This is a genomic window from Citrobacter sp. TBCP-5362 (assembly GCF_005406305.1).
GTDB lineage: Bacteria > Pseudomonadota > Gammaproteobacteria > Enterobacterales > Enterobacteriaceae > Citrobacter_B > Citrobacter_B koseri.
Genome location: NZ_CP040234.1, coordinates 3,366,206 through 3,379,652, shown reverse-complemented (window position 1 = coordinate 3,379,652; position 13,447 = coordinate 3,366,206). Strand labels below are relative to the sequence as shown.

General features: G+C 51.4%; 14 protein-coding genes. 7 read left to right on the top strand and 7 right to left on the bottom strand.

From position 1 onward, the window contains the following. The first annotated feature begins 31 nt into the window (after window positions 1-31). Genes FD428_RS16150 through FD428_RS16140 form a run of 3 tightly spaced genes read left to right on the top strand, consistent with a single transcriptional unit; the run spans window position 32 to window position 1,316 of the window. Window positions 32-514 carry a type VI secretion system tube protein TssD gene (locus tag FD428_RS16150; protein WP_114847711.1) on the top strand — a complete coding sequence of 161 codons (483 nt, stop codon included), beginning with the start codon at window positions 32-34 and terminating at the stop codon, window positions 512-514. An 11-nt stretch (window positions 515-525) separates the two neighbouring features. After that, complete coding sequence (locus FD428_RS16145) at window positions 526-993, top strand: STM2901 family protein (RefSeq protein ID WP_071259901.1); 468 nt, start codon at window positions 526-528, stop codon at window positions 991-993. Next, entirely contained in the window at window positions 993-1,316 is a 324-nt protein-coding gene (locus FD428_RS16140) for a DUF1493 family protein (RefSeq protein ID WP_071259899.1), read from the top strand. Before FD428_RS16145 ends, FD428_RS16140 begins: the two co-directional genes overlap by 1 nt. Window positions 1,317-1,372: 56 nt before the next feature. Here the strand turns inward: FD428_RS16140 and cyoE are convergent, their stop codons facing one another. From cyoE to FD428_RS16105, 7 genes are all read right to left on the bottom strand, one after another. Next, window positions 1,373-2,263: a heme o synthase gene (cyoE, locus tag FD428_RS16135; RefSeq protein WP_081353222.1), complete on the bottom strand. Its 891-nt coding sequence runs from the start codon at window positions 2,261-2,263 to the stop codon at window positions 1,373-1,375. Between the two features lie 11 nt (window positions 2,264-2,274). After that, a complete protein-coding gene (locus FD428_RS16130) occupies window positions 2,275-2,604 on the bottom strand; it encodes a cytochrome o ubiquinol oxidase subunit IV (protein ID WP_012133553.1) in 330 nt (109 codons plus the stop codon). Further along, on the bottom strand, window positions 2,604-3,224 hold the full coding sequence (locus tag FD428_RS16125; protein ID WP_012133552.1) for a cytochrome o ubiquinol oxidase subunit III: 621 nt from the start codon (window positions 3,222-3,224) through the stop codon (window positions 2,604-2,606). The genes FD428_RS16130 and FD428_RS16125 overlap by 1 nt, the downstream gene beginning before the upstream one ends. Continuing rightward, window positions 3,214-5,205: a cytochrome o ubiquinol oxidase subunit I gene (cyoB, locus tag FD428_RS16120; protein WP_012133551.1), complete on the bottom strand. Its 1,992-nt coding sequence runs from the start codon at window positions 5,203-5,205 to the stop codon at window positions 3,214-3,216. The genes FD428_RS16125 and cyoB overlap by 11 nt, the downstream gene beginning before the upstream one ends. 19 nt (window positions 5,206-5,224) lie before the next feature. Beyond that, window positions 5,225-6,172: a cytochrome o ubiquinol oxidase subunit II gene (gene cyoA / locus FD428_RS16115; RefSeq protein ID WP_012133550.1), complete on the bottom strand. Its 948-nt coding sequence runs from the start codon at window positions 6,170-6,172 to the stop codon at window positions 5,225-5,227. 458 nt (window positions 6,173-6,630) lie between these two features. Next, window positions 6,631-8,106 (bottom strand): muropeptide MFS transporter AmpG, encoded by a 1,476-nt coding sequence (ampG, locus tag FD428_RS16110; RefSeq protein ID WP_024130594.1) that lies wholly within the window; start codon window positions 8,104-8,106, stop codon window positions 6,631-6,633. Between the two features lie 44 nt (window positions 8,107-8,150). Continuing rightward, complete coding sequence (locus FD428_RS16105; RefSeq protein ID WP_012133548.1) at window positions 8,151-8,729, bottom strand: lipoprotein; 579 nt, start codon at window positions 8,727-8,729, stop codon at window positions 8,151-8,153. A gap of 304 nt (window positions 8,730-9,033) precedes the next feature. Between FD428_RS16105 and bolA the strand changes: the two genes are divergently transcribed. The 4 genes from bolA (at window position 9,034) to clpX (ending at window position 13,271) form a co-directional block, all read left to right on the top strand. Continuing rightward, window positions 9,034-9,351: a transcriptional regulator BolA gene (bolA, locus tag FD428_RS16100; protein WP_012133546.1), complete on the top strand. Its 318-nt coding sequence runs from the start codon at window positions 9,034-9,036 to the stop codon at window positions 9,349-9,351. 347 nt (window positions 9,352-9,698) lie between these two features. Then, complete coding sequence (tig, locus tag FD428_RS16090) at window positions 9,699-10,997, top strand: trigger factor (protein WP_012133545.1); 1,299 nt, start codon at window positions 9,699-9,701, stop codon at window positions 10,995-10,997. Window positions 10,998-11,243: 246 nt separating this feature from the next. Beyond that, window positions 11,244-11,867 carry an ATP-dependent Clp endopeptidase proteolytic subunit ClpP gene (gene clpP / locus FD428_RS16085; protein ID WP_003021624.1) on the top strand — a complete coding sequence of 208 codons (624 nt, stop codon included), beginning with the start codon at window positions 11,244-11,246 and terminating at the stop codon, window positions 11,865-11,867. A 129-nt stretch (window positions 11,868-11,996) separates the two neighbouring features. Further along, window positions 11,997-13,271 carry an ATP-dependent protease ATP-binding subunit ClpX gene (gene clpX, locus FD428_RS16080; RefSeq protein WP_012133543.1) on the top strand — a complete coding sequence of 425 codons (1,275 nt, stop codon included), beginning with the start codon at window positions 11,997-11,999 and terminating at the stop codon, window positions 13,269-13,271. The last annotated feature ends 176 nt before the right edge of the window (window positions 13,272-13,447 follow it).

Sequence of the window (13,447 nt, the reverse complement as noted above, 5' to 3'; positions counted from 1 at the left end):
GTTATTTCTAATGGAAAGCGGGAAAAGGAAAATGGCGATTCCAGGCAATATGTGGATTTATGACGATGGCGGCGCGCTGATTAAGGGCGGCTGCGATGTAAAAGATAGGGAATACAGTATTGAATTTAAAGGCTTTCACCACAATTTATCTATTTCAACTGATAACGCAACAGGTAAGCCGACGGGCACACGCCAGCACTCACCGATGATGATCGTCAAAGAGTTCGATTACTCCAGCCCGTATTTATACAAAGCTGTTGCAACAGGCCAAAATCTTAAATCAGCAGAGATACGCTGGTACAAAATTAACGATGCGGGTCAGGAGGTCGAGTATTTTAATATGTTGCTCGAAGGTGTGCGGATTGTTTCTGTCTCTCCAACGATGGCAGGGCCAGAAGACAATAACAACAACCATCTTGAAACCATAGAATTACGTTACGAGAAAATCACCTGGAAGCACTGTGATGGCAATATTATCTACAGTGATGCATGGAATGACCGGCAGTCCGTCTGAGGGAGGCGTCAATGGATACGACGGAAGAAGCGAATGGAACTTATTGGTATCATGGGCACGCTAATGTAACGCCTGGTGAACTATTTGATTTGATATTTATTGAGCAGTTAGCTGATTCATTAGGGATAACCACTGAAGCCGCTACGTTAGTGTTGATAGGTCAACCATTGATTCCCGTAAAAGGAAAATTATCAGCAGCTACGAACACACCGGGTACCAGCATTGCATCTATCTTATGCAGAAAACTTCTGAAAGGGGCTCGTTTCCCATTTGGATTAAGACCGCATGCGCCTATGGGGAAATTTTCTAAATTGAAGATGGTTCCCACAAACCAAATTGCAACTTATATAGGTCGATGGATTCCTTTTATCGGTCATGCTCAGCTAATCATGCTGCTGTTCATGGTTACAAAACATACGCGTGATAAATACAACCTTATCGCACGACCCAAAGATCGCATACAGTGGACATCTTTCTGATGAGAAATTATGAAGCTGAAGTAATTGAGTACATCATGAAGAACTACCCAATCAGGGAACGTTGGTTTAGGCCTGGCCTTAAACAGGTTACTAAAGAGTGGACCCTGGAAGATGATTTTCAGTTTGTACCAGAAGATGCCGATGATTTTTTAGTCGATTTATTTGAACATTTTGATATTGAGTATTCAAACTTTGATGCGCGGAATTATATTGAATATGAATATCCATTCTGGCAAAAAAAGCTGCCTGAAATAGAGTTAAAGCCTTTGACAGTAGAGATGATTATAGAGTCAGCAAAGGCGGGTAAATGGCTTTATGACTGAATAACATCCCTCAGATAAAAAAGGGTGCCGAAGCACCCTTGTAGCATTCGCTGATTTTACCCGACCCAGGTCAGCAGGCTGTGTGAGTCCGGCACCATAAAGTCGACGGACATCATCACGCTTAACGCAGTGATGGCAATGATGGAAAAGCCGAACAGCTTACGCGCCCAGACTTTGTCATCTTCCACTTTGTAACCGCGCAGGGCCATACCGAGCCACCAGACGCTCACGGCTGCCGCGACCACCAGATATTTGTATCCGGCATAGCCGCCCAGGGAGAGCATCAGCGTCGCAACGGCAAAGGCGATGATGTACAGCGTGATATGGTTCTTCGCCACCGAGATGCCTTTCACCACCGGCAGAACCGGAATGTTGGCAGCCTGATAATCCTTGAAGCGGAAAATCGCGATGGCGTAAGAGTGCGGCATCTGCCACAGGCTAAAGATCGCCAGCAGAATCAGCGCGCCGCTGTCGAACTCGCCCGTTACGGCGCAGTAGCCAATCACCGGCGGCGCAGCGCCGGAGAGAGAACCAATCAGCGTGCCGTAAACGGAGTGGCGTTTCATGTACAGACTATAAATGCCGACATACACCACGAAGCCCATCACCCCCAGCCAGCAGGCCAGAGGATTCGCGCCAAACCACAGCAGCATAAAGCCAGCAATACCCAGCAAGGTGGCGTACACCAGCGAGACAGCAGGAGAAATCAGGCCTTTGACCAGCACCCGATTCTTGGTCCTTTCCATCTTCCTGTCGATATCCCTGTCGATGTAGTTGTTAAATACACAACCCGACGCCACAACCAGTGACACCCCGACCAGCGTATAGATAAACAGGGGATAGTCGATGCTGCCTTTAGAAGCCAGCAGGAATCCCCCAATCACCGAGATCAGGTTGCCAAAGATGATGCCTGGTTTCGTTACTTGCAGGTATTGCTTAAACATCATAACCGCCGCTCTTAGTGCATCATCATATTGTAGTTCAGGTTCCACATAATCCAGATGGAGCCCACCACCAGAATGGCAATGATCAGCACGGTAAAGACAAAGGCCGTCATGTTCCAGCCTTCGTCAGATTTCGTATTCATGTGCAGGAAGCACACCAGATGCACCAGAATCTGCACCACTGCCATCGCCAGGATAGTCCCCAGAATCACGGCCGGGGAACCTGTACCCGTCATCACCATCCAGAACGGAATGACCGTCAGGATGATCGACAGAATAAAACCTGTCATGTAAGTTTTTACGCTGCCGTGGGACGCGCCGCTGTGATCGGTAGAATGACTCATTACATCGCCCCCATCAGATAAACAACAGTGAACACACAGATCCACACCACATCCAGGAAGTGCCAGAACAGGCTCAGGCACATGATGCGGGTACGGTTAGTGCTGGTCAGGCCGCGACGGGCGATCTGCACCATCAGCACCGCCATCCAGATAAGACCGGAGGTGACGTGCAGACCGTGCGTACCGACCAGCGCGAAGAACGCAGACAGGAAGCCGCTGCGATCCGGGCCCATGCCTTCAACAATCAGGTGATGGAATTCGTAGATTTCCATCCCGATAAATCCGGCACCGAACAAGAAGGTCAACGCCAGCCAGGAGACAACCTGGCTCTTGTTATCCTTGTGCATGGCGATAGCCGCCATGCCGTAGGTGATGGAGCTGAACAACAGCAGGAAAGTTTCAACCAGAACGAACGGCAGTTCAAAAATGTCCTTACCTGTCGGGCCGCCTGCGGTGCCGTTCACCAGAACGGCATAGGTTGCGAACAGAATAGAGAACAGAATGCAGTCGCTCATCAGGTAGATCCAAAATCCGAAGATTTTGGTCTGGCCTGCATCGTGGTGCCCGTGTTCGTGCGCGTGGGCAGTCGCGTGCGTTTGCGCTAAAGTATCAGTTGCCATTTTTCAGCCCTGCCTTAGAAATCTCATCGAAATGCTGGTTTTCCAGTTTTTCGACTTCCGGGACTGGTACGTAGTAGTCCACGTCCTCGTCAAAGCTCTTAACAATCCAGCTGATGATCATGCCTGCGAAGCTTGCAATCGCCAGCCACCAGATATGCCAGATCATGGCGAAACCAAAAATAGTGGAGAAGGCGGCGATAACGATGCCCGCACCGCTGTTTTTCGGCATATGAATTTCTTCATAATGCGCAGGCTGTTTGTACGCTTCGCCTTTTTCTTTCATTTCCCAGAAGGCATCACGCTCGTGAACGTGCGGCACAACGGCAAAGTTATAGAACGGAGGCGGAGAAGAGGTTGCCCACTCCAGCGTACGCGCGCCCCACGGGTCGCCGGTCAGGTCGCGGTTCTGCTCGCGGTCGCGAATAGAAACGAAGATCTGAATCAGCTGGCACAGGATGCCCAGTGCAATCAGCGCGGCGCCACAGGCGGCAATCAGCAGCATTGGATGGAACTGCGGGTCAATCTGCTGGCTGAGGCGACGGGTCATCCCCATGAAGCCCAGCACGTACAGCGGCATAAACGCCACGAAGAAGCCGATGATCCAGAACCAGAATGCGCGTTTACCCCAGGTCTCGTTCAGCGTGAAGCCGAACGCTTTCGGCCACCAGTAGGTCATACCGGCGAAGCACCCGAAGACCACACCGCCGATGATAACGTTATGGAAGTGCGCAATCAGGAACAGGCTGTTGTGCAGAACGAAGTCCGCGCCCGGAACCGCCAGCAGAACGCCAGTCATACCGCCGACCGAGAAGGTCACGATAAAGCCGATCGTCCACAGCATCGCTGAGTGGAAGACGATACGCCCCTGGTACATGGTGAACAGCCAGTTGAAGATCTTAACCCCGGTCGGGATTGCGATAATCATCGTGGTAATACCGAAGAAGGCGTTTACGTTCGCGCCCGCACCCATGGTGAAGAAGTGGTGCAGCCAAACGATGAACGACAGAACGGTGATACACACGGTCGCCCAAACCAGCGAGGTGTAACCAAACAGGCGTTTACGCGAGAAGGTTGCGGCGATTTCGGAGAACACCCCGAAGACCGGCAGAACCAGGATGTACACTTCCGGGTGGCCCCAGGCCCAAATCAGGTTGATGTACATCATCATGTTGCCGCCCATATCGTTGGTAAAGAAATGGGTGCCCAGATAGCGATCCAGGGTCAGCAGCGCGATGGTGACAGTCAGAATTGGGAAGGAGGCGATAATCAGGATGTTCGCGCACAGCGATGCCCAGGTAAATACCGGCATCTTGAACATGGTCATGCCCGGCGCACGCATCTTCAGAATCGTCACGAAGAAGTTGATACCTGTCAGCGTCGTACCGATACCGGATAGCTGGAGACTCCAGATCCAGTAATCGACCCCGACACTCGGACTGTACTCTATTCCCGAGAGCGGCGGATAAGCCAGCCAGCCGGTCTGCGCGAACTCACCAACGCCCAGAGACAGGTTAACCAGGATAACGCCGACAACGGTGAACCAGAAGCTCAGGTTGTTCAGGAACGGGAACGCAACGTCACGCGCGCCGATCTGCAACGGAACCACCAGGTTCATTAGACCGATAACGAATGGCATTGCCACGAAGAAGATCATGATCACGCCGTGAGCGGTGAAGATCTGATCGTAGTGATGCGGCGGCAGGAAGCCTGCTTCGCCCGCAGAAGCCAGCGCCTGCTGGCTACGCATCATGATGGCGTCGGCAAAGCCGCGTATCAACATAACAATTGCGACGATGACATACATGATGCCAAGACGCTTGTGGTCAACCGAAGTAAGCCACTCTTTCCATAGGTAGGTCCACTTACCGAAGTAAGTGATCAAGGCTAAAAGCGCCAGACCCCCGACGATAATGGCAGCGATCGTAACCATGACGATAGGTTCATGGAACGGGACTGCATCCAGTGTCAATTTTCCGAACATCGTTTTCTTCCTCGGCCCCTTAGTGAGCGGATTCCGCGTGGCTCATGTCCATGCCTTCCATGCCTTCATGCGAGCTGTGCTCACCTTCCGGTTGGGTCATGTCCATGCTCTTACCGTGAGCCATAAATTTGTTAATGACGTCTTTAAACAAATCCGGTTTCACGTTGGAGAAATATTCCACCTGGTTGTATTCGCTTGGCGCAGCCACTTTCTCGAACGCAGCCATGTCGCTCATGGTGTTCGGTGACTGTTTAGCTTTAGCAACCCACTGGTCGAATGTGGCGCGGTCCGGCGTGGCGATAGCTTTGAACTTCATACCGGAGAAACCAGGGCCGCTATAGCTTGCGGAAATACCATCATAGGTACCGGCTTCGTTGGCAATCAGATGCAGTCGAGTCTGCATACCGGCCATGGCATAAATCTGGCTACCCAGACGCGGGATAAAGAAGGAGTTCATCACGGAGTTGGAGGTCACTTTGAAATAAACCGGAGTGTTCGCCGGGAAGGCGATTTCATTCACGGTTGCAATGCCCTGTTCCGGGTAGATGAAGAACCATTTCCAGTCCATGGAAACCACTTCGATGGTAATGGGCTTCTCGTCATGCGCCAGCGGCTTGCTTGGCTCAAGAGCGTGAGTGGTTTTCCAGGTAAGTACAGCAAGGAAAATGATGATCAGAATCGGCACCGTCCAGACCACAGCTTCCACTTTATTGGAGTGTGACCAGTTCGGGCTGTACTTCGCATCTTTATTGCTCGCACGGTACTTCCAGGCGAAACCAACAGCCATCAAGATGGCGGGAATAACGACAATCAACATCAGGCCAAAAGCCGTCAGTATCAGTGAACGTTGTTCCAGTCCAATCTGTCCTTTGGGGTCAAGAAGTGCAGAATTACAGCCACTGAGTAATGCAGTGCCTGCAATTAATGACAACCATCCCAAACTTTTATTGTATTTCCTGAGTCTCATTTAACGACCTCAATTCCACGGGACCTGGTGGCGTTTAAAGTGTGTGGGCATTTTACGGGAAGGTTACATTACTGTAAACATGATTGGATCTGTGTTACTGGGTTCTGCCGGGCATGTCACATATGTTGCAGGATATGTCGCGTTGACTTTAAGAACCTGTTGCAACATCACGTTATAACGAAAGAGGGCTGGAAGGCAGGGCTTACAGGGTAATTGGTATAACCAATGCGAAATTAAAACAATTGTTTAACAATTAATTATCAACAAAGAGACAAATGAAAAACAAAAAATAAAACTATATTGGCTGAATCGAGTAAGGAAAATAAAATCTATAAAAGGCGTCAATAATTTCCAGATGCTATTGCGCACAAAACAACAAATATTATTTTTCGCAACTGCTGCTTATTTAGCCGTTATAATTTCGCTCTGTTATTACAACGGCAAATAACGTTGCCCGCTTACACAAGACGTGTTTTGCGTAGCGCCAGATAATCCAGCACCCCGCCGAACAAAATGCCGCATATCGCCACCATGACCCCCGCCTCAAGCAGTTCGGGCAGGAAGGAGAAGCGAGTGTAGTCCACGGCGTTCATCGTCAGCAGCAACAGCCATACCGCCAGCAGGCCGCAACCGATCATTAGCGTCAGCAGCGCCAGACCATACGCCCCGCGAAATTCCGTACGGGGGATGAAGCTTTCGCTTTCCCAACTGTGTTCAAGGGTTTGACGACAAACCAGCAGAAGCAGAAGGCCAGGCACAGCCGCTGCGACGGAGAAGAGATAAAACGTGGGCCAGCCATGCGCTTCGACAAACCATCCGGCAACGGGGCCGACATACACGCGTCCCACCGCAGAGAGCGCGGAGAGCAGGGCAAACTGGGTGGCGGAAAACGATTTGTTGCACAGCGTCATTAACAATGCGACAAAGGCCGCTGTTCCCATTCCGCCGCACAGGTTCTCGAAGAAGACCGCTGCGGCCATGCTGAACATATGCTTGTCCGTCACGGAAAGCAGCCAGTAACCGGCGTTGGAAACGCCTTGCAGAATGCCGAAAATCAGCAGCGCGCGGAAAAGGGAAAGGCGCTGCATCAGGATGCCGCCGTACAGCGCGCCGACAATCGTCGCCAGCAGTCCCAGCGTTTTATTGACCACGCCGACTTCACCGGCATCAAAACCAACGCCGCGAATCAAAAAGGTGGTGGTCAGACTCATGGCGAATGCGTCGCCCAGCTTATACAGCACGATTAACAACAAGATCAGCCAGGCGTTGTTGCGGCCAAAAAAGTCGCGCAGCGGAGCGGCGACCGCCTGTTCCAGCGTTTTAGGCACTGGAATGGAATCTTCAGGTTCAGGGGCCAGGAGCGTGGCGATAATACAGGGTACAAGCAGCGCCGCCATCAGCCAGTACATCCCCTGCCAGCCGAGCCAGCGATCCGCCAGCCACAGCGCCAGACCACCGGAGACCAGCATCCCTAGCCGATAGCCCAGTACGCTAATCGCCGCCCCGGTGCCGCGTTCTTCCGCAGGCAGAACATCTGTTTTCCACGCGTCAAAGACAATGTCCTGAGATGCGGAACAGAAGGCGATGATAACCGCCAGCGCCGCCATCCAGCGCAGCTGCGTGCCGGGTTCCAGAAAACCCATCGCCGCAATGGCGAGCAGCAGCAGAATCTGCGTGGTAATCAGCCAGCCGCGACGACGACCTAAAAAAGGTGGCGTGTAACGGTCCATGACCGGAGACCAGAGGAATTTAAAGACGTAGGCCTGGCCCACCAGAGAGAAGAAACCAATGGTTTTGAGATCGATATTCTCAACGGTCATCCAGGCCTGTAGCGTGCCGGAGGTGAGCGCGAGGGGTAAACCTGATGCAAACCCCAGAATCAACAGGATAGCTGAACGCGGTTGCTGAAAAATACGTAAATATTGGTTGGGCATGGGCATCTACAGGCCCGACAAGCGCCGGGCCATCTGGACAGAAATTAACGTGCGTTCTGCTTAATGAATTCGTGAATGCTGGTGTCCTGAGACATATCAGCGATGGTGTCGGTCAGGACGCTGTTAACCGCGTTGGCGATATTCTGGTTGGACGCCTGGAATGCGCCTTCAACAGAGTAGCTCGCACGGTAGTTTTTTGTCATCTTGTTGCCGTTTGCCGCCGTCGCGATGATGGCAATATCCGCTTTGGTGGCGATGTTGTAGCGAACGTTACCCTGAGATACATCGGCATACAGCTGATTTACGATGATTTGCAGGTTCACAGCGCCGTTCGGCCCCACCATATAACCGCGTGCGGTCATCTGTTTTTCCAGCACTTCTTGCAGCAGGAAGCGCAGATCGCGGGAGGCGGTCAGAGTAACCAGTTGGTTATTACGCGTAACTTTCGCCAGCGCCTGATCCTGACGCTGGTCGGCGCCGTTGATGCTCACAGTAACGCCCATCAGACTTGGATCCTGTTGCGGCAGTGTGATTTTCGGCGATACGTCAATGGTTGTCGGCGGTGTTGCGCACCCTGCCAGCATAACCAGAGCAATTAATGGAAAGAGGATTTTCTTTAACATGTTCGGGCTCTCAGTGACTCTTAAGCGTGATAGATAAAAATTCCCGCCATCATAACATTGCCAACGGCGAGGGGAAGTGGTCAACGCATGTAAATTCATCGCGTTGTCTGTTTTCTGACCCTCGGTACACCTTACTTCGGGTTTTCGCAACCAAATGAATGGATAAGTCAGTAAACTTCATACGTTTGAATGAAAATATCAGACGAACGCTAAATTTTTGTTGTCATGATGTAATGTAAACGGTAAAAGCGGCTAGTATTTAAAGGGATGGGTGACATCTCAGCGTTGTCGGAGGAGATATTTCATGATGATACGTGAGCAAATAGAAGAAAAATTAAGGGCAGCGTTCGAACCCGTGTTCCTCGAAGTTGTGGATGAAAGCTATCGTCACAATGTTCCGGCAGGCTCTGAGAGCCACTTTAAGGTTGTGCTGGTCAGCGATCGCTTCACTGGCGAACGTTTTCTTAATCGCCACCGGATGATTTACGGCACGTTAACGGCAGAACTCTCCACAACCGTACATGCGCTGGCCCTGCATACCTATACCATTAAGGAGTGGGAAGGATTGCAGGATACGATCTTCGCATCGCCTCCTTGCCGTGGCGCAGGAAGCATCGCGTAGAAAAACGCATTTGCAACTGTTGGCGCTTTTCCAGTATGTTGCTACAGATTATGTGAAAACGGCCTGCGGGCCGTTTTGTTTTGTCTGAATTTTGAGCGAGATGTACAGTATTCAGACCAAAATTAGCCGGGAATTGTGAAAAAAGCCGCAGCAACGCGCGATAACCGTTCTCGACTCATAAAAGTGATGCCGCTATAATGCGGCGTCTTATTTTTCGGAATGTCTTCGGGATGATTCTGACGACAGGGAATGTGATTGATTATGAGAACATCCCGGTTCCGCGAAGCCAACAACCTGTGCTTGCGGAGTAGAGTTGACCGAGCACTGTGATTTTTTGAGGTAACAAGATGCAAGTTTCAGTTGAAACCACTCAAGGCCTTGGCCGCCGTGTAACGATTACTATCGCTGCTGACAGCATCGAGACCGCTGTGAAAAGCGAGCTGGTCAACGTAGCGAAGAAAGTGCGTATTGACGGCTTCCGCAAGGGCAAAGTACCGATGAATGTTGTTGCTCAGCGTTATGGCGCTTCTGTTCGCCAGGACGTTCTGGGTGACCTGATGAGCCGTAACTTCGTTGACGCGATCATCAAAGAAAAAATCAACCCGGCTGGCGCACCGAACTATGTTCCGGGCGAATACAAACTGGGCGAAGACTTCACCTACGCTGTAGAATTTGAAGTCTACCCGGAAGTTGAACTGACCGGTCTGGAATCCATCGAAGTTGAAAAACCGGTTGTTGAAGTGACCGACGCCGATGTTGACGTGATGCTGGACACCCTGCGTAAACAGCAGGCAACCTGGAAAGACAAAGACGGCGCTGCTGATGCAGAAGACCGTGTAACCATCGACTTCACCGGTTCTGTTGACGGTGAAGAGTTCGAAGGCGGCAAAGCGTCTGACTTCGTACTGGCGATGGGCCAGGGTCGTATGATCCCGGGCTTTGAAGACGGTATCAAAGGTCATAAAGCAGGCGAAGAGTTCACTATCGACGTGACCTTCCCGGAAGAATATCACGCTGAAAACCTGAAAGGTAAAGCCGCTAAATTCGCTATCAACCTGAAGAAAGTTGAAGAGCGCGAGCTGCCGGAACTGACCGAAGAATTCATCAAGCGTTTCGGCGTTGAAGATGGTTCTGTTGCCGGTCTGCGTACTGAAGTGCGTAAAAACATGGAACGCGAGCTGAAAGGCGCGGTGCGTAACCGCGTGAAGTCTCAGGCGATTGAAGGCCTGGTGAAAGCGAACGACATCGACGTTCCGTCTGCGCTGATCGACAGCGAAGTTGACGTTCTGCGTCGTCAGGCTGCACAGCGTTTCGGCGGCAACGAGAAACAAGCGCTGGAACTGCCGCGTGAACTGTTCGAAGAACAGGCTAAGCGTCGCGTTGTTGTCGGCCTGCTGCTGGGCGAAGTGATTCGCACTCAGGAGCTGAAAGCTGACGAAGAGCGCGTTAAAGGTCTGATCGAAGAGATGGCTTCTGCGTACGAAGATCCGAAAGAAGTTATCGAGTTCTACAGCAAAAACAAAGAGCTGATGGACAACATGCGTAACGTCGCTCTGGAAGAGCAGGCCGTTGAAGCCGTTCTGGCGAAAGCGAAAGTGACTGAAAAAGCCACTTCCTTCAACGAACTGATGAACCAGCAGGCGTAATTCGTCGCTTAATTAGCACGAAATTCGCACAAGAGCCCGTCACCTCCAGGTGGCGGGCTTTTTTTTGTCACGCATTTTGCATGGAAGAGTGCGAAAACAGCGTTTCAGTGTTAGCGTTACAACAAAAGATTGTTATGCTTGAATTATGGCGATGCCGTACCCATAACAGAGGGACTAGCTGATAATCCGTCCATAAGGTTACAATCGGTACAGCAGGTTTTTTCAATTTTTATCCAGGAGACGGAAATGTCATACAGCGGCGAACGAGATAACTTTGCACCCCATATGGCGCTGGTGCCGATGGTCATTGAACAGACCTCACGTGGTGAGCGCTCTTTTGATATCTATTCTCGTCTACTTAAGGAACGTGTCATTTTTCTGACCGGCCAGGTCGAAGACCATATGGCTAACCTGATTGTGGCGCAGATGCTGTTCCTGGAAGCGGAAAACCCGGAAAAAGATATCTACCTGTACATTAACTCCCCAGGCGGGGTTATCACCGCAGGGATGTCTATCTACGACACCATGCAGTTTATTAAGCCGGACGTTAGCACGATTTGTATGGGCCAGGCGGCTTCTATGGGCGCGTTCCTGCTGACTGCTGGCGCAAAAGGCAAACGTTTCTGCCTGCCTAACTCTCGCGTCATGATTCACCAGCCTCTCGGCGGTTATCAGGGCCAGGCGACAGATATTGAAATTCATGCCCGTGAAATCCTGAAGGTGAAAGGGCGCATGAATGAACTTATGGCGCACCATACGGGTCAGTCTCTTGAGCAGATTGAACGTGATACCGAGCGCGACCGCTTCCTCTCCGCGTCTGAAGCGGTGGAGTACGGTCTGGTCGACTCGATTTTGACCCATCGTAATTGATGCCCAGGGCGCAGGTGTGCCGCTATAATACTATCCAGGGGCGGCACAACGCTGACAAGCGACTTGCGCCTGAGAATGGCATTTGCGTCGTCGTGTGCGGCACAAAGAACAAAGAAGAGGTTTTGACTCATGACAGATAAACGCAAAGATGGCTCGGGCAAATTGTTGTACTGCTCTTTTTGCGGCAAAAGCCAGCATGAAGTGCGCAAGCTGATTGCCGGTCCATCCGTGTATATCTGCGACGAATGTGTTGATCTATGTAACGACATCATTCGCGAAGAGATTAAGGAAGTGGCACCGCACCGTGAACGCAGTGCGCTGCCGACGCCACATGAAATTCGCAACCATCTGGACGATTATGTTATCGGCCAGGAGCAGGCGAAAAAAGTGCTGGCGGTCGCGGTATACAACCACTACAAACGTCTGCGCAACGGCGACACCAGCAATGGCGTTGAGTTGGGCAAAAGTAACATTCTGCTGATCGGGCCGACCGGTTCCGGTAAAACGCTGTTGGCCGAAACGCTGGCGCGTCTGCTGGACGTACCGTTCACCATGGCGGATGCCACCACCCTGACCGAAGCCGGTTATGTGGGCGAAGATGTTGAGAACATCATTCAGAAGCTGTTGCAAAAATGCGATTACGATGTGCAGAAAGCGCAGCGTGGTATTGTCTACATCGATGAAATCGACAAGATTTCCCGTAAGTCTGACAACCCGTCCATTACCCGTGACGTTTCCGGTGAAGGCGTACAGCAGGCGCTGTTGAAACTGATCGAAGGGACGGTTGCCGCCGTTCCGCCACAGGGAGGACGCAAGCATCCGCAGCAGGAGTTCTTGCAGGTTGATACCTCTAAGATCCTGTTTATCTGCGGCGGCGCGTTCGCCGGTCTGGATAAAGTGATTGCTAATCGTGTTGAAACCGGCTCCGGCATTGGTTTTGGCGCAACGGTCAAAGCGAAATCCGACAAGGCCAGCGAAGGCGAACTGCTGGCGCAGGTTGAGCCGGAAGATCTGATCAAATTTGGTCTGATTCCTGAGTTCATTGGTCGTCTGCCGGTTGTGGCGACGCTGAATGAGCTGAGTGAAGAAGCGCTGATCCAGATCCTGAAAGAGCCGAAAAACGCCCTGACCAAACAGTATCAGGCGCTGTTTAACCTGGAAGGCGTCGATCTGGAATTTCGTGACGAAGCGCTGGATGCTATCGCGAAGAAAGCGATGGCGCGTAAAACCGGCGCCCGTGGTCTGCGTTCCATCGTTGAAGCGGCGCTGCTTGATACCATGTACGATCTGCCTTCTATGGAAGACGTCGAAAAAGTGGTTATCGACGAGTCCGTCATCGGCGGTCAGAGCAAGCCGTTGCTGATTTACGGCAAGCCGGAAGCGCAGCAGGCATCTGGTGAATAATTAACCAACTCATACAATCAGTTAACGAAAAAGGGGGGATTTTATCCCCCCTTTTATTTTTCCGTAAACATGGCGTTGAATGTGTGGGAAACATCCCCATATACTGACATACATGTTAATGGCTGCGTGAAGCACAGTCGCGCAGTCTGATTACCTGGCGGACACTAAACTAAGAG